General features: G+C 61.6%; 17 protein-coding genes and 1 pseudogene. 8 read left to right on the top strand and 10 right to left on the bottom strand.

What is annotated here, in order from left to right; genetic code table 11:
* Positions 1–10: 10 nt before the first annotated feature.
* The 4 genes from NJU76_RS13965 to thyA form a co-directional block, all read right to left on the bottom strand.
* Entirely contained in the window at positions 11–457 is a 447-nt protein-coding gene (locus tag NJU76_RS13965; RefSeq protein ID WP_254529700.1) for a calcium-binding protein, read from the bottom strand.
* Positions 458–814: 357 nt separating this feature from the next.
* The gene (locus NJU76_RS13960; RefSeq protein WP_254529698.1) at positions 815–1,369 is read right to left on the bottom strand and encodes an SH3 domain-containing protein; all 555 of its coding nucleotides are present in this window, start codon (positions 1,367–1,369) and stop codon (positions 815–817) included.
* A gap of 495 nt (positions 1,370–1,864) precedes the next feature.
* Positions 1,865–2,404, bottom strand: a complete 540-nt coding sequence (locus NJU76_RS13955) for a dihydrofolate reductase (RefSeq protein WP_254529696.1) — start codon at positions 2,402–2,404, stop codon at positions 1,865–1,867.
* On the bottom strand, positions 2,401–3,417 hold the full coding sequence (thyA, locus tag NJU76_RS13950; protein WP_254529694.1) for a thymidylate synthase: 1,017 nt from the start codon (positions 3,415–3,417) through the stop codon (positions 2,401–2,403). Before thyA ends, NJU76_RS13955 begins: the two co-directional genes overlap by 4 nt.
* 246 nt (positions 3,418–3,663) lie before the next feature.
* Here thyA and NJU76_RS13945 point away from each other — a divergent pair, with 246 nt between their 5' ends.
* From NJU76_RS13945 to purD, 4 genes are all read left to right on the top strand, one after another.
* Positions 3,664–4,251 (top strand): hypothetical protein, encoded by a 588-nt coding sequence (locus NJU76_RS13945; RefSeq protein ID WP_254529692.1) that lies wholly within the window; start codon positions 3,664–3,666, stop codon positions 4,249–4,251.
* On the top strand, positions 4,248–4,865 hold the full coding sequence (locus NJU76_RS13940; protein WP_254529690.1) for a DUF2238 domain-containing protein: 618 nt from the start codon (positions 4,248–4,250) through the stop codon (positions 4,863–4,865). The genes NJU76_RS13945 and NJU76_RS13940 overlap by 4 nt, the downstream gene beginning before the upstream one ends.
* A gap of 111 nt (positions 4,866–4,976) precedes the next feature.
* Complete coding sequence (locus NJU76_RS13935) at positions 4,977–5,801, top strand: hypothetical protein (RefSeq protein WP_254529688.1); 825 nt, start codon at positions 4,977–4,979, stop codon at positions 5,799–5,801.
* A gap of 136 nt (positions 5,802–5,937) precedes the next feature.
* Entirely contained in the window at positions 5,938–7,287 is a 1,350-nt protein-coding gene (gene purD / locus NJU76_RS13930) for a phosphoribosylamine--glycine ligase (protein ID WP_254529686.1), read from the top strand.
* A gap of 558 nt (positions 7,288–7,845) precedes the next feature.
* On the opposite strand, the gene NJU76_RS13925 is transcribed toward purD, so the two are convergent.
* Entirely contained in the window at positions 7,846–8,604 is a 759-nt protein-coding gene (locus tag NJU76_RS13925; RefSeq protein ID WP_254529684.1) for a DUF2797 domain-containing protein, read from the bottom strand.
* A gap of 660 nt (positions 8,605–9,264) precedes the next feature.
* Between NJU76_RS13925 and NJU76_RS13920 the strand changes: the two genes are divergently transcribed.
* The 3 genes from NJU76_RS13920 (at position 9,265) to NJU76_RS13910 (ending at position 11,840) form a co-directional block, all read left to right on the top strand.
* Positions 9,265–9,609 carry a BsuPI-related putative proteinase inhibitor gene (locus tag NJU76_RS13920; protein WP_254529682.1) on the top strand — a complete coding sequence of 115 codons (345 nt, stop codon included), beginning with the start codon at positions 9,265–9,267 and terminating at the stop codon, positions 9,607–9,609.
* A gap of 158 nt (positions 9,610–9,767) precedes the next feature.
* Complete coding sequence (locus NJU76_RS13915; RefSeq protein WP_254529680.1) at positions 9,768–10,667, top strand: CbiX/SirB N-terminal domain-containing protein; 900 nt, start codon at positions 9,768–9,770, stop codon at positions 10,665–10,667.
* Positions 10,668–10,670: 3 nt separating this feature from the next.
* On the top strand, positions 10,671–11,840 hold the full coding sequence (locus tag NJU76_RS13910; RefSeq protein ID WP_254529678.1) for a DR2241 family protein: 1,170 nt from the start codon (positions 10,671–10,673) through the stop codon (positions 11,838–11,840).
* A 38-nt stretch (positions 11,841–11,878) separates the two neighbouring features.
* Here NJU76_RS13910 and NJU76_RS13905 read toward each other — a convergent pair whose 3' ends face one another.
* The 3 genes from NJU76_RS13905 to NJU76_RS13895 form a co-directional block, all read right to left on the bottom strand.
* Positions 11,879–12,469 (bottom strand): DUF7524 family protein, encoded by a 591-nt coding sequence (locus tag NJU76_RS13905; RefSeq protein ID WP_254529676.1) that lies wholly within the window; start codon positions 12,467–12,469, stop codon positions 11,879–11,881.
* A gap of 15 nt (positions 12,470–12,484) precedes the next feature.
* On the bottom strand, positions 12,485–12,679 hold the full coding sequence (locus NJU76_RS13900; RefSeq protein WP_254529674.1) for a methytransferase partner Trm112: 195 nt from the start codon (positions 12,677–12,679) through the stop codon (positions 12,485–12,487).
* Positions 12,680–12,919: 240 nt separating this feature from the next.
* Positions 12,920–14,284 (bottom strand): adenylosuccinate synthase, encoded by a 1,365-nt coding sequence (locus NJU76_RS13895; protein WP_254529672.1) that lies wholly within the window; start codon positions 14,282–14,284, stop codon positions 12,920–12,922.
* A 298-nt stretch (positions 14,285–14,582) separates the two neighbouring features.
* Here NJU76_RS13895 and NJU76_RS13890 point away from each other — a divergent pair, with 298 nt between their 5' ends.
* Entirely contained in the window at positions 14,583–14,888 is a 306-nt protein-coding gene (locus NJU76_RS13890; protein ID WP_006429686.1) for a hypothetical protein, read from the top strand.
* A 193-nt stretch (positions 14,889–15,081) separates the two neighbouring features.
* Here the strand turns inward: NJU76_RS13890 and NJU76_RS13885 are convergent, their stop codons facing one another.
* Together NJU76_RS13885 and NJU76_RS13880 are read right to left on the bottom strand one after the other, a co-directional pair.
* A complete protein-coding gene (locus NJU76_RS13885; protein ID WP_254529671.1) occupies positions 15,082–16,368 on the bottom strand; it encodes an IS4 family transposase in 1,287 nt (428 codons plus the stop codon).
* 156 nt (positions 16,369–16,524) lie between these two features.
* Positions 16,525–17,802, bottom strand: a pseudogene (locus tag NJU76_RS13880) (RNA-guided endonuclease InsQ/TnpB family protein).
* Between the last annotated feature and the right edge of the window lie 292 nt (positions 17,803–18,094).

The following is an 18,094-nucleotide window of genomic DNA, read 5'->3' as shown; positions in this document are numbered from 1 at the left end:
CGAGTAGGGATCAGTCCAGGTCTGCGCTGAGCAGATTCAGTTGAGTGCTGTATATCTGGGCATCTTCGCCAATCTCCGCGGAATCGTCCTCGCTCAAATCGTCACTTCTCGTGAAGAGGAACGTCGTGATTCCGGCGGAATCGCCGTCACCATCGTCGTAGCGAATTATGTATCCCGACCATTCATCGGGTTGGGAGATTTCCGGCACCGTTTGGTCGCCGACTCGCAGGACGTCGACCGTCGTGCTCTGCTCGAGCGTGGAGATGACCTCGAAGCTCTCGCCCGGGAAGTAATCGTATGCGAACACCAGTGCGTCATCATCGTCATCGTCCTGCGCGGTGGCAGTTGCGGCCGCCCCGATCGCAGCAGTACCGGCGGTGGCTGTCGCTACTGTTCCCTTCCTCATCAACGACTGACCGGTAGTCTCATGTTCGCTTTCGTGGTTTTCGTCTGTCATGGCTCTCACTGTAACCCCGTACTGGGGCGATAGTGCCTAGATGTGCCGCTTCAATAAGCAAACTCGATTGTTCCATCTCTCTATGCAACCCTTCCCGCAGGAACGAAACGAGGTTCGTCGGTAATCCGTGTTTTGGACGGAGTGCGTAACAGAGGACTGCGTCGGACTGCAGCGTTCGTGGTTTTGCGGTGTTGCGTTACATGAGACAGGTATGGCAGATGCCAGTTCGACGGTATCTATGAGACCGAAGCATCGACCTGTTCCATCACGTCGTCCGCGGAGTGGACTATTCGACCAGGTGAAAAGGAAGAATAAGCCGTTTCGATCGGCCTGCAGAGTCAGCGGTCTAGCGGTGGATCAGTTACCGCCGCCGGTATCGTTACCGCCGCCGTTACCGCCGCCGTTACCGCCGCCGTTACCGCCGCCGTTACCGCCGTCGTCCATTCCGCCGTCGCCGCCGTTACCGCCGTTGCCGCCGTCGGTCGACGTCTCGAGCAGGTTCAGTTCGGAACTGAACACCGACGCGTCCGTGCCGAGCGTTCCGGTGTCGTCCACGCTCATATCTCCGTTTCTCATGAAGAGGAACGTCGTCACGCCCGCGGTGTCGCCTCCCTGGTCGTACCGGACCACGTAACCGGTGTAATCGTCGGGCTGCGAGATCTCCGACACCGTTTCGTCGTCGACCTGCAGGACGTCGACCGTCGTGCTCTGCTGAAGCTGGGAGACGATCGTAAAGTCGGTCCCAGGGAAGTAGTCGTAGGAGAACACCAGTGCTTGGCTGTCCTGTGCAGTCGCCGTTCCAGCGGTAGCTGCCGTGCCGAGCGCGACTGCGCTCGCAGCGGCTGCTCCCTTCTTCATGAACGAGCGACGCGAATCGTCTGATCGTCCGCTTTCGTAGCTTTCGTCTGTCATGTCTCTCACTCGGTATCCCCTCTTCGGGGCACATGACCGTTGGCCGAATTGTCGTAAAAGTGACTGCGATCGTTTCACCATCTACGGTGATCTATCCGCCATAAATAACGGCTTTCAGGCCATAGACCGACGAAATCGCGGATATCAACCAGTCGTTCCGCCTGTTACCGGAACCGGCCGTTACTCGCACGAAACGACAGCACCGGGACCGGGTATCGATCCATTTGGCCGGAGACAACGAGGGAAAATAACGGATATCGACTGAACCGCCGGACCGAATGTTCTCCTCGAGTCCGAAGACGGTCAATTGGGCCTCGAGCGCGTTTATCGGACGGTTTCACCCGCAGACCGCTCATTGTCTGAACGTTTCTGTCCGGAAAACAGGTGATTTCTCCGAACAGTCCGGCAAATACGACGCAGAGGTCAGTCGTCTCGATTCGCGATTGTCGTCGGAAGTGATACTTGGGCGTGACGTTCGATCGTGGGTTGCTCGAGTCACCGCGAACGAACGTATTCCACGAACGCGAATCCGTTCCGTTCGTCTCGAGCCGTCTCCGCCCACGTGTCCCGATCCCAGTCCGGGAACTGCGTATCGCCCTCGGGTTCGTCGTGGACCTCGGTGACGATCAGGCGGCCCATCGCGGGCAAGAACTGTTTGTAGACGGTCGCACCGCCCGCGACGAAGAGGCGGTCGGTATCGCCGTGGCGCTCCCGAGCGGCCGTTTCGGCGGCCTCGATTGCGTCCTCGATGTCGTGGGCCACCACGACGTCGTCGGGCGTCTCGAGGTCGCGGCTCGTCAACACGACCGACGTCCGTCCCGGTAACGGAGTCCCGAGGCCCTCGAGAATCCCCTCGTAGGTCACTCGTCCCATGATGACGGGGTGATCCATCGTGGTCTCCTTGAAGTGCTCGAGATCCGATGGGATATGCCAGGGCATCTCGCCGTCGGCGCCGATGACGTCATTGTCGGCGAGGGCGACGATGCCGACGAGTTCGCGGCCGGGGGGCGAAACGGGCGCGTCGTCGTCGTTCATTCGGCCACCGAAAACTCGATGCCCTCGTGGGACTCGTAGTCCCGTAGCTCGACGTCCTCGTATGCTAACTCGTCGATCGACACGTCTGCCACGTCGAGCGTCGGACGCGAGCGCGGTTCCCGCGAGAGCTGTTCGAGCAGTCCGGGGACGTGATCGAGTCGTTCGTCGCCGTCGGCTTCGGCCGGGGCTTCGGACTCGAGCCACGCGCGCACGTCGAGATAGTCAGATCGCTCGTCGACGTCGGCGAGGCGGGACTGCAGAGCGTCCAGATTGTCCGCGTACCAGTCGCTGCGCGCGCCGCGGCCGCAATAGACGTGCGTGTCGACGACGGTGTGAGCGAACGTGCCGGGTTCGAAGCCGGTCTGGTTTGCGACGACCGTGGTCAAAAGCGAATACGCAGCGATGTTGAACGGAATCCCGAGTGCAGTGTCTCCCGATCGTTGCGTGAGGTGGCAGTTCAGCCGGTCGCCCTGCACGTTGAAGACGAAGGTGTAGTGACACGGCGGCAGCGTCGAATCGGCCGCGTTCGCGGGGTGCCAGGCGTTGACGACGAGTCGGCGTGAGTTCGGCGAATCGGACAGCGTGTCGATCACGTACTGCAACTGATCGAAGGTTCGGCGGCCGTCGGCCTCCTCGGTGACCCACTGGTGGCTCTCGTCGGGCCAGGACTCACCTTCGAGTCTGGCGCTCCCCTCCGGGACCGGAAAGCGCCGCCAGAAGCGGCCGTAGGCCGTGTCCAGTCGACCCTCGTCGTCGGCCCAGGCGTCCCAGATCTTCGTCTCTTCACGGAGATTCCGAATGTGTTCCTCGCCGGAGAGGTACCAGCAGACCTCGTGGAGCATCGAGTTCCAGCGGTACCCGTCCATCTCCTTCGTCGTGAGCAGCGGATACCCCTCCTGTAAGTCGACCTCGTAGTGTTCGCTGAACGATGAAATCGTGTCGACGCCGGTCCGGTTCGGCTTGTGGATCCCGCTCGAGAGGACCGCGTCGACGAGCTCGAGGTACTGTCGCATTGGGAGTGACGTTCTGACCGTGTGGATTTATGGGTACCGGTGCCGAGCCCGGCCAGTTCGATACGTTGCGGCTCGAAATCGCCCCCGGCCATCCCGACGAGTGAGCTACTGCCGGGAGAGAACGCGTCCCGACGACAGATACCGGATGTCATCTCGGCGGTTCGGTGACCGTCGACCGTTCTGGCCTTCGTGAGCACTGCGTATCCGGCTCCAGGTTTTAGTGGGCTCGGACCTACTTGACAGACAGTGACGCTCGAGGGACTCGTCCACGACGAGCGGATGAACGCCATCATCGGGTGGACACTAACCGGGATCATCGTGCTGGGTTCGCTCGAGAGTGTTCTCACGAGCGACCCGCTCTGGGGCGGGTTCGGGTTGCTCATCGTGATCGTGGCGGCGACACCCGCGTCCGTGACCCACGACTGGACGGAGATGGTCGCCTGGCCTCTCCTCGGGGTCGCTACAGTCGCAGTGATCGTTGGTGGGGCCGGAGTCGCGTTCGAGACGGTCGTGTATCTCGCCGTTGCGACGCTCGCGCTTATCGTCGTCGTCGACCTCGAAGCGTTTACGTCGGTCGAACTGAGTCGTCGGTTCGCAATCGGGTTCGCGGTGCTGACGACGATGGCGCTACAGGCGCTCTGGACGGTCGCACAGTACTACTCGGATCAGTGGTTCGGGACCGAGTACGTTCGCTCGCAAACCGAACTGCAGTGGGACTTCGTCGTCGTCACCGTCGTCGGGTTCGCAATCGGCGTGCTCTTTCAGTGGTACATCGCTCGGTTCGAGCCGGCCGGTGCCGTCAGCCGAACGACTAACGATGCGGGATCGCCATGACTCTCGGAGAGGCACTGGGGCTGTCGGATTCCCAGGAGCGCATTATCGTTCGAGGGCTACAACTCGTGCTCCTCGCGCTTCTCGGGTACGGGGTGGTGACGTTACAGTTCGGAATTTCGGGAACGACGGGTCTCGCACTTGGAATCACGCTCTTGCCCGCGTGGCTGCGTCGAGAGTACGGATACTCGATGGACGCCGGACTCGTCCTCTGGATCACCGTCGCCGTGGTCCTCCACACGATCGGCTCGCTCGGCCTGTATCAGTGGTATCAGTGGTACGACGAGATCGCCCATACCGTTTCGGCCACCGTCGTCGCGGGGCTGGGGTACGCCGCGTTCCGGGCCTTCGAACTCTACTCCGACGAGATGGACGTCCCGCCGACGTTTCGATCCGTGTTCATCGTCGTCTTCGTCCTCGCGACCGGCGTCTTCTGGGAAGTCCTCGAGTTCGCGCTCGACGGGACGGTGGTCACCGTGTACGGAATCGACGACATCGTCACCGATTTCGTGTTCAACGCGGTCGGCGCAGTGATCGTCGCGCTCTGGGGAACCGACTCCGTCGGCGAACTCGTCGGATTCTTCCGGAGCCGCCTCCGATCCGATTCGAACAGGTAGACGGGGCGAGTGGCGACCGTGCTTCGCTATGCCCCGTTCGAGGCGGTTGCAAAGTCCAGCCGGTGTACTATTTGGGAACGAACGGTACCGAAAGACGGGTGCCGATTCCATATGAATGAACTATTCGGCCACGAGTCACGGCGTCGGTTCCTGAACGCGGTCGGCGCAACCACGGGAGCGCTGCTCGGTGCGACCGGGAGCGCCACCGCACAGGAGACGCCGACCGAAGGCGGAGACGGAGCGGGCGAACAACGATTTCAGGAGGCTATCACGACCACCAACGAGTTCACCTCGGGCGCGATCTTTCGGGTCGCCTCGCCGCAGCTCGAGGACGCGCCTCCGGTGGATGCGGACGTCGTGCAGAACTACGGCGTCCGAATTATCGAGTACTTCAACACGAACGAGGAAATCTATCTCTTCGTTCCGCCGGACGCCCAGATCGAGCAAGGAGAACTATACATTTTCGACGACATGGTGTCGTCGCCGACAGAAAACGAATTGGCTGCGGACAATCTCGTACGAGTCGAGTATCGGCCGATTCAACAGGAGGGCCTGCCGTTCGAATACGAGGAAGGCGAGGACTTCGAGATCATCGATAACGAGGGCGGCGAGGCTGCCGTCCGCCCCGACGACTTCTACTCGAAGGCGCTCTTCGAAATTACGTCGGGAGCGCAGGGCTGGGTCCCGCAGGACGTCAAACAAAGCGGACTGTTCACCGACTACAATACCGTCCACGCCACGTACCTCGGCACGTACCGCAGGTTCCTCCTGTTCGCGCAGGAGTCTGCACGGACGGAGACTGGTCAACTGTACGTGATGCGGGAGGAATCGGAAATATTCGATCCGGCTGGGAACCTCGTGGCCGCCGAGTTCGATTCCGTCGACGAGGACAGCCTCACCTTCGACGACGACTTCCTCAGAAGGGGCGATCTGTGAGCGTCGACGGACGGGACCCGCCACGCCGTCGACAGCGGCCAACTGCGGCCACATAGCCACACGAGTTGCACGAACGTGCGTACTTTCATCCGAACGAAGAGCAACGTTTACAGGTTCGTGCGTTCCGCTTTCGAGTATGCGAGAACACGTCCTGCTGATCGGTGGTGGCGGCCGTGAACACGCCATCGCCCGCGCACTCGAGGACAGTGAGGCTGAGCTCTACGCCTGTGCCGGCAACAAAAACCCCGGTATCGCCCGTATCGCGGCCGACTTCGAGACCATAGAGACGACCGATCCCGAGGCAGTCGTCGAGTACGCCGAGTCGGTCGATGCGACGATTGCCGTCGTCGGTCCCGAAGCGCCGCTCGAAGCGGGCGTCTCAGATGCACTGGAGGACGCGGGTATCTATCCCTTCGGGCCGAAAGAGGACGAGGCGCGCATCGAGACGGACAAGGCCTTCCAACGCCGGTTCATGCAGGAAAACGGGATTCCTGGAAACCCGGATTTCGAAACGTTCGACGACGCGGAGGCGGCCTGCACCTTCATCGACGAATACGACGGCGATCTGGCGATCAAGCCAGCCGGTCTCACCGGCGGCAAGGGCGTCAAGGTCATCGGCGATCAGGTCACCGCCAAGGAGGGTAAAGCGTACATCCGGGAGTCCGACTACGACCGAATCGTTCTAGAGGAGCGGCTGATCGGCGAGGAATTCACCGTCCAGGCGTTCGTCGCCAACGGCGAGTTCCGAACCGCACCGGCGGTCCAGGACCACAAGCGCGCTTACGAGGGCGACGAGGGGCCCAACACCGGCGGGATGGGGAGCTACTCCGACGCGACGAACGAACTCCCGTTCATGACCGAGGAGGACTACGAGGACGCCGTCTCGATCATCGAGGCCACCGCCGACGCTCTCGAGGACTACCGTGGGATCCTCTACGGCCAGTTCATGCTGACGGCCGAGGGACCGAAAGTGATCGAGTTCAACGCTCGCTTCGGCGACCCCGAGGCGATGAATACGCTGCCGGTCCTCGAGACCGATTTCCTCGAGATCCTCATCGCCGCCCGAGATGGCGAGGCGTTCCCGGAACTCGACTTCGCCGCACAGGCCACGGTTTGCAAGTACGCCGTTCCTGACGGGTATCCGACGGCCCCCGAAGCCGGTGCGAAGGTTCGGGTCGACGAGGAAAGCGTGGCGCGGGCAATCCGCGCCACCGATAGCTCGAGCGGCGATGAGCCGCGAGACAGTGTGGGTGAGGCACTGCTGTACTACGCGAGTGTGGACGAACGCGAGGACGGCATCTATACGACGACCTCGCGTTCGTTCGCCCTGGTCGGCGTCGCCGATTCGATCGCGGAAGCCGAAGCGATCGCCGAGGACGCGCTCGCCGTCGCCGGCGAGGAAGGACTGCACGTGCGCCACGATATCGGCAAAGCGGACCTCGTCCAGCGCCGGATCGACCACGTGAACGAACTCCGCGGCGAGTAACAGCCAGACATAGCGTTCTCCTGCTGGATCCCGACGCCTGAAACTCGACGTCCAAGTTATCACGTCCACGAGACGCGAGATCGATACGTCCTCCGAGTCACGAACGACGTTGCGGCGGCGATTGCAACGGATGGCCCGCCGCACGGAGCCGTGGACATTTCCGGTGCTCTATCCGGCATTCGATCTGATCGTCGCCGCTCGAGCTAGTCGGGACCGGACAGCTGTTCGATCCGACGGTCGTCGTCCTGCACGTCGCCGCCACGCTCGCATTTCCGGCGATCGTGCAGATCGGGCTCTGTGGCTACTGGTTCGATTGGTTACAGGTCCGCTAGAGCGCGCTGGCAACGAGTCCGATTCTCGGCGTCGCGTGGGCGACGTGGCACGTCCCACTCGTCTGCATGATCAACCCGGAGTACCCGCGAAGGGAGGGGAATCGTGCCTCCGGTGGGGTCGGAGCGACCGCCACCACGCGAGAGGACCCCCCGGCGTGAACGCCGAGGAGGACGTCATCCAGTCGGTCACCAGCCTTTCGGCCACTGTCTCGACCACTGCGGACTGCTACTCGAACGAGCCCAGGGTGGACTGGAGGTCGCGTTCCGCCGTCCCTTCCTCGAGGTCGTAGCCGACCAGGTCGCGCATGTCGACGGCGTACGTCGTTCCGGCATTTTCGAGAACGAGAAGTCTGCCTTTGACGCCGATGATCGTCCCCGAAGCGACCGTCTCGCGAACCGGCCGCGTCTCGAGGTCTATCCCGTAGTCGAAGTCGAATTGATCGATGACGTCGAACTCTGAGCGGAGAGACGCCCAAGCGTCTTCGTCGACGTCGGCGGCGAGCGCGGCGACTTTCGGCCTGGTTCTGACGCGGTCGATCAGCCGCCGGGCGATTTCGGCCTCGAGTTCGCGGGCGATTCGACCGTTCGAGACGGTGTGAACGTGGACGCCGCGGTCGGCCCCCTGCTCTCGCAGACGGGTTTCGAGACGCCACTCGCGGGTGACGCCGACCTTGAACGTGTCAGGGGCGAAGGCGGCGATGTAGACCGCGTGGGGCTCGTAACAGTCCATCTCGTCTTTGAGGCAGGTGCCGGTACAGCGGGCGCAAACCCACGTACTCGTGTGGTAGTCGCAGTACGGGCCGGTCGGCCGATCACAGGGGATGTGCTCGCCATCGTCGATCGTCCCGGCGCAGTGACGATTCCCGAGCGAATAGGACAGCGTCTCGCCGGACTCGAGTGGGTGGCGATCGACCGTGGCTTCGTCGCCGTCGCTGACCAGCAGCGCGGAACCGATCCCGCTCGGCTCGTAGCCCACCAGTTGCACGCTCGCGACTTCGGACTGCGCGCAAATAGACGTAGCGTTTCGACCAGCGTGCAGTCCGATTTGCGAGCCGCCAGTCGGGACACCCATCGTCGTTACTATTGAACATCACGCACCACTACAGTTATTCGTGCGAGTATTCCTACAATCCACAAAAATAGCTGCGTTGTTGTCCAAATTATAACGTACGATCAGTCCAGTCACGGCAGCGAACGAGACGGAGTGAACTGGTCACGTTCGACTGACGGATCTCGAGTCCGGCACCAGCTATCGGTATTCCGTCTGAGCTCCGGAGACGAAACGGGTCTCGCGAGTGGCGGAGCGAAACTCGTCTCCCAGTTCCGCGGCACGGACAGTACTCCTGGTACCGAGCGGACCGCATTCGACGTCCCACTCTCGGTCGACTGGATCGATCTGACGGTGCGAACCCGTTCGTGACCGGAGAACGGTTCCGGACCGTTCTCGCGAACCTGCAGGTGGACGCATTCGCGATGGGTACGGATAGAGCGACGACACGAGCGCCCTCGATACCGTCGTGCTCTCCCGGTAGGCGGAGTGCGAATCCAACTCACTGGGAGAGCAAGGGGTTTGGAACGCGAATCCCGGTCCCGTTTCATTTCGTGACGGATAAGACCTATCTGTGACGCCACCGAACCTCGAATTATGACGCTCGAGGGATCGCTCGAGACGGCGGGAGACGATACCGGAAACGCCGTCCTGTTCGTATTCACCGTCACCAACGAGGGAGACGACCCGGTCGAACTCCAGTTTTCGGACGCGTGCAAGGCGGAGTTCGTGGTGGAAAATGACGACGAGGAGGTCTGGCGGTTCACCGACGGTCGCGTGTTCGCCCAGGTACTCATCTCGGAGACGCTCGAGCCTGGTGCGGCGACGAGCTACGAGGCGGAATGGGCCGCTCCGAAGCCGGGGGAATACGTAGCGGTTGCCGCATTGAGAGCCCGGAATCAGACCTGCGAGGCCCGAACCGACGTTTCAGTCTCGGCCTGACGACGCCGCGGGCGTCGATCCGACCCGGCGGTGGTGCTGTATTCGGAGTCTCGGACTCGCCACCGGTTGATTCGCGGTCGGTCGACACGCCGCTGATAGTCCCGGTGATGTGGACCGCCAGCGAAGTCCCTATACCGTCACCATCCTAACCGCCATCCATGCAAGCCCTGGTCGTCGCGGCACACGGATCGCACCTGAATCCGGACGCCTCTGATCCGACCTACGCCCACGCGGACACGGTCCGCGAGACGGGCGCGTTCGACGAGGTGCGGGAGGCGTTCTGGAAGGAGGAACCGCACTTCCGTGAGGTAATCCGGACCCTCGAGTCCGATGAGGTGTTCGTCGTCCCGCTTTTCATCAGCGAAGGCTATTTTACCGAACAGGTGATTCCCCGGGAATTACGCCTCGAGCAGTGGGATCCCGATAAGTGGGAGTCGGACGGCACGAGTGCCTCGCAGATCACGCTCGAGGCGACGGACGTCGGGAAGACGATTCACTACTGCGGGCCGGTCGGGACTCACGACGCGATGACGGACGTTATCGTCCAGCGGGCCGAAACCGTGACCGAGAACCCGGACGTCGGCGAGGGGTTCGGTCTCGCGGTCGTCGGTCACGGCACCGACCGAAACGAGAACTCCGCGAAGGCGATCGAATACCACACCGAGCGAATCCGGAAACGCGATCGGTTCGACGAGGTGAAGGCGCTGTTCATGGACGAGGAACCGGAGGTCGACGACGTGACGGAGTATTTCGAGAGCGAGGACGTCGTCGTGGTTCCCCTGTTCGTCGCGGACGGCTATCACACGCAGGAGGATATCCCCGAGGACATGGGTCTCACCGAGGACTACCGCCTGGGATGGGACGTGCCGACCGAAGTCGACGGCCACCGGATCTGGTACACTGGCGCCGTGGGTACCGAGGACCTGATGGCCGACGTTCTCCTGGAACGAGCGGCCGATGCCGGAGCCGACATTGGCAACGCTCGTGAAGCGGTTCGAAAACTCGTCGGGTCGACCACGGGGTCGGACGCCGAGCCAAGCGTTGGGTCGGGGGACTGACACGTGACGGTGACTACCGACGATATCGAGACGCTGGCCGAACACGCCTCGTCGGGTATCGCGTTCGACGGGTTTCGCGTCGAGGAAACGGACGACGGATACACCCTCGAGACGCCGGAGAACGAGTGGGCGGGTCTCGAAGACGCCGATCTCGAGCGAGCACTCGAGGCGTGCGAGGAGTACGTCACGAACTGGCGGTACTGGCAGGAGGTGGTCGGCGGAGAGGGAACCGCTCGGCGAGCGTTTCTCCGGTGGTGCGAGCGTGCGCCACTCGAGGACGGCAGTGTCGAGAGGAGTCCGGACGGCCCAGTCGGAAGCGGTGACTCGGACCAACCTGCTGACGTGGAGCCACTCGCCGTCTCGGAGCGATACGACGCGCTCAGCGAGGGCATCGACCGCAGGTGGGGACAACTCTCCATTACGACTCGATTCCTCGACGTCGACGACCGGGACTACGAGCGGGTCTACGACATCTGGCACGTCGACGACGCTGACACTGCACTCGCCACCCTCGAGGTACACGACGATCCCCGTGCGGCCCGCGAGATCGCGACGTACGACCCGGACGGCCGCTATCGGCCGTTGAAGACCGCGCCCACCCTTGTCTCCGGCTGGGCCTTCACCGGCCTCACGGGCGACGAGCTCGTCGAAACGATCGGGTTCTTCTACCCGGCGACGATCGCCAACTGGCACCGAGAACAGTGCGGAAATCTGGACGTCGACCACTGGCTCGAGACGGCGGAGCGACAGACGGGGATCTACGACGTGGTCGACGAACTCCCTCGCGAGGCTGTCGCGTGGATGGCCGAGGCCTGTTGCGTCGACTCGCAGTGTCTCCGCCGGCGCGAGTGGGAGTACGACGACGAGGACGACATCGACGTCGACGGCGGTGACGGCCCGTTTCCCTGTCGCGAGCCGTGCTCACTCGTGATCGCCGCCGCTCGGACGTGGGCGATCCTCGAGTCCGAGGACGAACACACGTACCGACTCGATCTCACGACGAGCGAACTGAACCAACTCGAGGAGTTGATCGATGCGGTCGCGCAGGGGCGCACCGGTGACATCCGTGAGGCGGACGTCACAGACGGCGCGAACCGCTATCGGGCGCGATACCTCCGGGCCAAACGATTCGACGAGAACGGGGCGCTCGAGGTGACGAGGATCGACGACTGAGTCTATCCAGGCACGCCGGCTGCGATTTCGTCGGGCGACTACCAGACCAACAACAAGAGCGCGGCGACGACGCCGACGATGACGATTCCGAGGCCGACGGTCACAACCGGACTGGCGATCGTCGCCGCAGTTACCGCCGCGATCACGACCGCGGCGAGTCCCAGCGCGAGAACCGCGAGCGTCGCTGGTTCGAGCCCGGTTCCGGGGACGACTCGACCGATCGTTCGTTCGAATGCCGTCTGGTCGGGTTCTCGTTGGGCGGGTTCCGCGAGCGACTCGTCGATGTCGACGTCCGACGCCCCTGGGACGACGGTGACGGCGACGGTGACCGATTCCGACCCGTATCCGGTCAGCACCTCGAGTTGGCCCTCGATCGAGCGATCGATGGTTGCAGCATCGACGGTGATCGGAACGATCGTTACCGCGCCAGGTTCGACATAGTAGTTCGACTGATCGAGCGATGCGATCCGTTCTATGCCGCCGTCGAGACGGCAGTGGACGTGCGCTGGCGACTCGTGGCCGTGTAATCGGAGGTCGAAGGACTCGTCGGTCTCGAGGACGTCTGCCGCCGGCTCGAGCGCATTGTCGTTCCCGCGATTGACGTGAACGCTGACCTCGGTGTCGGGCACGGTAAATCGGGCCGATCAGGCCGGCGTTTCCTCGCGCATATCTGGGGGAAGCAGGTTCGGAATGCCGTCCTCGATTGGATACCGTTCGCCGCACTCCGTGCAGACGAGGTCCCCGCCGATGACCTCACCGTCGTCGTACGCGGGGTCCTCGAGTTCCAGATCGTTTTTATCGAGCGGACAGCAGAGAATGTCCAGCAACGATTCTTTCATACTACGTAGGATCGTCGCCTGAAGCAAAAGGTTTCGGGAAACCGCCGGGATAGCGTCTTCGCCATCCGCTGGCGTCTACCGGGAGCGGGACCTCGAGGCCATCCGTGCGCGCAACCTCACAGTCGTCGGAAAATCCGTCTTCGGAAGAACGAGAAACAAACGTACCCGAACGACTCGGTCAGTGACGCTCGCCGTCGTCACACCGTCGAATCGTGGTGTACGGTGGGCGCCACCGGTGCGCTACTCGTACGGGTTTTCGACGACGACGGTCTCCTCGCGACCGGGGCCGACGCCGACGGCGTAGATGGGTGCGTCGAGTTCCTCAGCGACGTACTCGAGGTAGGTCCGTGCGTTCTCGGGAATCGCGTCGTAACCGTCCTCGGCGACCGTGGTCCAGTCGACGTCGGGCCACCCGTCGAACGACGTGAAGGTAGCCTCACACCGGCCCCACGCTTCGGTCGTCGGTGGCATGGTCAGAATTTCCGTTCCGTCGAATTCGTAGCTGTGGCCGACCTTGACCTCGTCGAGGTCGGCCAACACGTCGATGTGGTTGATCGCGAGTCCGGTGAAGCCGTTCGCACGGGCCGCGTGACGGAGCATCGGCATATCGAGCCAGCCGACCCGCCGCGGACGGCCGGTGACGGTTCCGTACTCCCCACCTTCGTCGCGGATGTAAGTTGCGAGTTCTTCTTCGTCCTCGCCGGCGCCCTCGTTCGCATCGTAGTCGGGCGTTTGTCCCTCGACGCCGCCGAGTTCGGTCGGAAGCGGTCCGGTCCCGACGCGGGAGAGGTAGGCCTTGACGATGCCAACGACCTCTCCCTGACCGATGACTGTCGGGCCGAGACCGGTCCCGACGCTCGCACCGCCCGCGGTTGGATTGGAGGACGTCACGTAAGGATAGATACCGTGATCGATGTCGATCGAGGTTCCCTGTGCCCCCTCGAGCATGACGTTCTCGCCGGCATCGATTCGCTCCTGAAGGAAGCGTCCGCAGTCGACGGTCATTCCCTCGTCGGCGAGGCGCTCGCCGTACTCCCGGTAGGTCTCGTAGAGGTGATCGATATCGAACTCCTCGCCGGTCTCCGTGCCGAAGACGTTCTCGGCGAGGGCTTTCTTCTGTGGAACGACGTACTCGAGTCGGTCGCGCAGCGCGTCCGGATCGAGCAGGTCACCGACGCGGACGCCACGGCGGCCGGCCTTGTCCTCGTAGGTCGGCCCGATGCCGCGCTTGGTGGTCCCCGCTGCGAGGTCGTCTTTTTCTGCCTCTTCGATTCCGTCGAGCGTGCGGTGATACGGAAGGATGACGTGAGCGCGTTCGGCGACGCGGACGTCGGGCTCGAGTCCCCGTTCGCGAAGGGTGTCGATTTCGTCGAACAGCGTTTTCGGGTTGATGACGCACCCGTTACCGAGAACGCCGACCTTCCCTCTGACGGCACCCGACGGCACCAGGGACAGTTTGTACTTCGTCCCGTCGTGGACGACGGTATGTCCAGCGTTGTCCCCGCCTTGATAGCGGGCAACGACGTCGGCGGCGTCGCCGTACAAGTCGACGACCCCACCCTTGCCTTCGTCGCCGAGTTGCGACCCGACGATAGTGACGGTCATAACAGCGGCGGCTTCTTGCCGGGCCGATAAACAGATTACGGTATACGGGTGGTTACGCTGGGAGACACCTCGGTCGCTATCCGATCGCCGATGGGATCAGAACCCGCCATCAACCCGCATTCCGAGGGAGTCACGCGGCGACGACCCCGTCCCTGGTCATATCTGCATCGACGCGGTCGGAGAAATAACCGCGATCGGAAGCGTTAACTACTGACAGGAACGATCACCGAGTTGTGAGTGGTCATTTCAACAACCGAGAGTAACTTTTAAAAGGCCCAAAGACAAGTTAACAAATGCCATGATAGACCGACTTGAGAAGGAAGTCGATATGCTGGAACGCCATCTTCAGGTTTTGAAGATGGTGATCGAAAACGAACCGATCGGGATCGTTAAAATGTCGAACGAGACCGGCTATCCCCACCACAAGGTTCGGTACTCGCTTCGAGTCCTCGAGGAGGAAAACCTGATCGAGCCATCGAGCCAAGGTGCGATCAAGACCGAGCGCACCGCGGAGTTTGTCGACGAACTCGACGGCAAAATCGACGATATCGTCGATAAACTCGATGGGATGAAAATCGAAGACGTCGCCGAGATCGAAGGGTAGTCTCTCGTCCGAGACGGACGCTGCCGCCCTTCCCCGCGATACAGAACCGGAACGACGCGATCGATTTTTATCGTCGTTCGAGGCTCTCCATAGCACGTTGCTTCCGTGTCGTAGTCGCGCATCTCCAATCTGGGGGTGATCCGAATGCGCCCGTTTCTGGCGCCTCGCCATTGGTGTTCGGTTAAACACTGGATCACCTCGTGTAGGCTTCAGCCACTCGTTCACTAAGTAAGAGGCGTGATTTCTCTGGTTGACGAGCGTCACGAAACAGCAACTCCGGCAGGTTCGGCGGTGGATGCCCGAACGACTGGGCCAACTCTTCGAGGATGAGCTGGGCGAGAGACCTGAAAGTCCTCGCCCAGCGTTCCCGAGGGAACACCGTCTCAGGAAACAGCTCCTGAAATATACCGAGCAAGGCTCTGCTGACCACGAGCGTCAGCAGAGCCGCCACAACCAGCAGTTCCACGATTGCTGGATCGCTTGTCTGGAACTTCTCCAGCCCATACAGCGATTTTAACTCCCGGAATAGCAATTCCACTTCCCACCGCAACCCATACAGCGCCGCAACTTGCCTCGGAGTGAACTCATCGGGCAGGTTCGTAACGTACAGATGGTAGTCGTCGGTGTCCTCGTTGCGGACACCGACGACGCGAAACTCCATCGTGTCGGTTGACTGTTTCCCTGCGTACGGCCGTCGCTTGAATGTGATCTCCACAGTCACGTCTACGATCTCGCGTGTGAGGTCGCCCAGAACGTCCTGGAGGCGACGGCCTGGCAAGGAAATGGCGCGCCCGCGCCATTTCCGCCGCTCCCCGACGATCAACGGGTTCGCGTTTGACTTCAGCCGCGTCAAAAAGAACCCGCCATTTTCCTCGATCAACGCGAACCGGCGGAAACTGTAGAACCCGAGATCGAACAGTAACAACCGGTCTCGCAGCCAGCTCCCTGTGCGGAGCTGGCTGCTCTCTTGGGTGCGTTCGTCGGTGAGCTGGAACTGTTCGAGGCTCTGAGTAGTAGCGTTATGGACGAGGTGAAGCTTCGCGCCGGACTGATCCGAGTGAGTCGCTGGAAACTCGCTAAGGAGCCGATGCAACCGGAAAACGGTTGCATCGGCGATCAGCACATCACGAAATAACTCGAACTGTGGTGCGATCGTGTGGGGAACCGCGACCTCCTCGAGAGCGTGCTCGAGGAGGTCGCTCAACAGGGCACCAAGTGCTGGTGTGAACCGGTCATAGAAACTGGAGCGAGCAACAGTCTGGTTAGTCGCTGCGGAGTAGGCCCGCTGAAATCCGGCGATCGTGCGGGCTTCGCCGTCGACGGCGAAGCCCATGATGAGCGTCCAGACGAGCATCGTGATGTCGATTGTCCGGTGGCGTTGGACGACATCGCGCTCTCGCGCGATGTCTTCGATACGTTCGGCTGGAAACAGGGAAGTCAGCCGCCGTCGTATGAGGTCCGGGGAGAGCGTATTGAACACATTCTCTCCCCACGCGGTCTACAACGATAGCTTCGTCAATCGAGCGCAGTCTCTCGGTTTCTTGTCTTAACCGAACACGGATGGGCGCCTCGCAGAGACATTTTCCGACGACGTGCGGGGAACCCGGACTCGGCGCGATCAAGACCGTCATGTGAACTACCCCGCCCTACTCGTCGCCTTCGGCGACTCCTTGAGGGCGGGGCTTCCTGCTTCGACGACGCGACTTGCAGATACGGGAACTGTATCCACAGCGGTCGCAGTCTCCACAGGCGTTGCTTCGGAGTGAACCACTCCTAGGTTCTCCAGACCACGCGACTGGATATTCAACGCCGCGTTCCAATCCCTGTCTAATTCGAACCCACACGACGGGCAGGAATGTTCCCGAACCCACACCGGTTTCGCCGTCTCCACGCCACACGATGCACACTCTTTTGTCGTGCCACTCGGTTCGACTTCGATAACGTGACACTCGTTCTTCCGACCGTGATGTTTCAGAATCGAAATGAAGTCACGCCAGCCGACTTCGGCCTTGTTCCGCGCGTTGCCACTGCCTTCAAGCAGTGACGTCACGTTCAGGTCTTCGACGAACACGGCATCGTGCTCGGTCGTGTAATAGTGTGCGAGTTTGTGTTTATAATCTCGCTTCTTGTTCGACATGCGAGCATGGACCGTCGCGACTCGCCGCCGTTGCGTCTCCCAGTTGTTCGACTCGTACTGTTTGCGAGAAAGAGCGCGTTGCTTGCGCTCGAGGCGTTTTCGCTCGTCGGAGAAGTCAAGACGTCCGACGGAGCGTCCGTCCGAATCGTGGACGAAGGTGAGAACGCCAAGGTCGATTCCTACGGTATCCTCCGCGTCGATGTCCGCTGGGTCTGGTTTCTCTGGTTCCTCAGTGCTGATGCAGAACGAAGCGTACCACGCTCCTGTGGGTTCTTTCTTCACCGTGACTTCTTTGATAGTATCGTGGTCGGGAAGGTCACGGTGAAGGCGGAGCGGGATTTCGATGGTTTCACCGCGTACTTTTGTGAGTCGGAGTATCGCTCGGTCTCTCGGACCACTCTTCGTGTCGAGTTCGAAGCCCGATTGCCGGTACGTGAAACTCCGATACTCACGCGGTGACTTCCAGTTCAACGAGCCAACATCGTAGCCCTTGGCTTTGAGTGTGCCGAGGTTGGTGATGTTGGTTCGGATACGCTCGACAGCTTTCTGCAAGACGGTTGAGTAGACCTGTTTGAGGTCAGTCCACTGTTGTTTGAGTTATGGGAGTTCGTCGCGGACGTGCCAGACACGCTGTCGAAGCGTCCCCTCGTCTTCTGGTATCTTGGTGAATTCGTGGAGGGCGTGGTTGTAGAGTTGTCGCACGGTGTCACGAGTCCAGTCCAAACTCTCCCGTTGGGTGGTCGTGGGAAAGAGTCGGTATCGGGGACTGTACTTCATGCGACTTATTCTCTGCTAGTGGTTGTGTTTAGTTAACTGTTCTGGCTAGAGTAATTCGACACTCGTGCGGACGCTGTATCCCCGCCCTACTCGCTCGCGGCTAACGCCGTTCGCTCCTTGAGGACGGGGGCTTAGCGCCCTCTCTTTCAGCTAAACGAAAAGCAGCGCGAGTTCTCCGCCCCACTGTGGGTGGGGGTGAAGCGTGTGCGCTCCGCTGCACAATCCATACTTTCAAGACAGTATGAGACCAGTTTCGAGGGACGGGAGCCACGTTATCCGCCTCGCAAAACAC

The sequence above is a fragment of the Natrinema gelatinilyticum genome (assembly GCF_024266705.1).
GTDB lineage: Archaea > Halobacteriota > Halobacteria > Halobacteriales > Natrialbaceae > Natrinema > Natrinema gelatinilyticum.
Note: the sequence above shows the minus strand (reverse complement) of the source record. Positions and strands in the feature narration are given on the sequence as shown.

What these genes read in the sequence shown, in the direction of transcription:
- NJU76_RS13965 (WP_254529700.1), bottom strand. Translation starts at nt 457, where the DNA reads ATGACAGACGAAAACCACGAAAGCGAACATGAGACTACCGGTCAGTCG.
- NJU76_RS13960 (WP_254529698.1), bottom strand. Translation starts at nt 1,369, where the DNA reads ATGACAGACGAAAGCTACGAAAGCGGACGATCAGACGATTCGCGTCGC.
- NJU76_RS13955 (WP_254529696.1), bottom strand. Translation starts at nt 2,404, where the DNA reads ATGAACGACGACGACGCGCCCGTTTCGCCCCCCGGCCGCGAACTCGTC.
- thyA (WP_254529694.1), bottom strand. Translation starts at nt 3,417, where the DNA reads ATGCGACAGTACCTCGAGCTCGTCGACGCGGTCCTCTCGAGCGGGATC.
- NJU76_RS13940 (WP_254529690.1), top strand. Translation starts at nt 4,248, where the DNA reads ATGACTCTCGGAGAGGCACTGGGGCTGTCGGATTCCCAGGAGCGCATT.
- NJU76_RS13935 (WP_254529688.1), top strand. Translation starts at nt 4,977, where the DNA reads ATGAATGAACTATTCGGCCACGAGTCACGGCGTCGGTTCCTGAACGCG.
- purD (WP_254529686.1), top strand. Translation starts at nt 5,938, where the DNA reads ATGCGAGAACACGTCCTGCTGATCGGTGGTGGCGGCCGTGAACACGCC.
- NJU76_RS13920 (WP_254529682.1), top strand. Translation starts at nt 9,265, where the DNA reads ATGACGCTCGAGGGATCGCTCGAGACGGCGGGAGACGATACCGGAAAC.
- NJU76_RS13915 (WP_254529680.1), top strand. Translation starts at nt 9,768, where the DNA reads ATGCAAGCCCTGGTCGTCGCGGCACACGGATCGCACCTGAATCCGGAC.
- NJU76_RS13900 (WP_254529674.1), bottom strand. Translation starts at nt 12,679, where the DNA reads ATGAAAGAATCGTTGCTGGACATTCTCTGCTGTCCGCTCGATAAAAAC.
- NJU76_RS13895 (WP_254529672.1), bottom strand. Translation starts at nt 14,284, where the DNA reads ATGACCGTCACTATCGTCGGGTCGCAACTCGGCGACGAAGGCAAGGGT.
- NJU76_RS13890 (WP_006429686.1), top strand. Translation starts at nt 14,583, where the DNA reads ATGATAGACCGACTTGAGAAGGAAGTCGATATGCTGGAACGCCATCTT.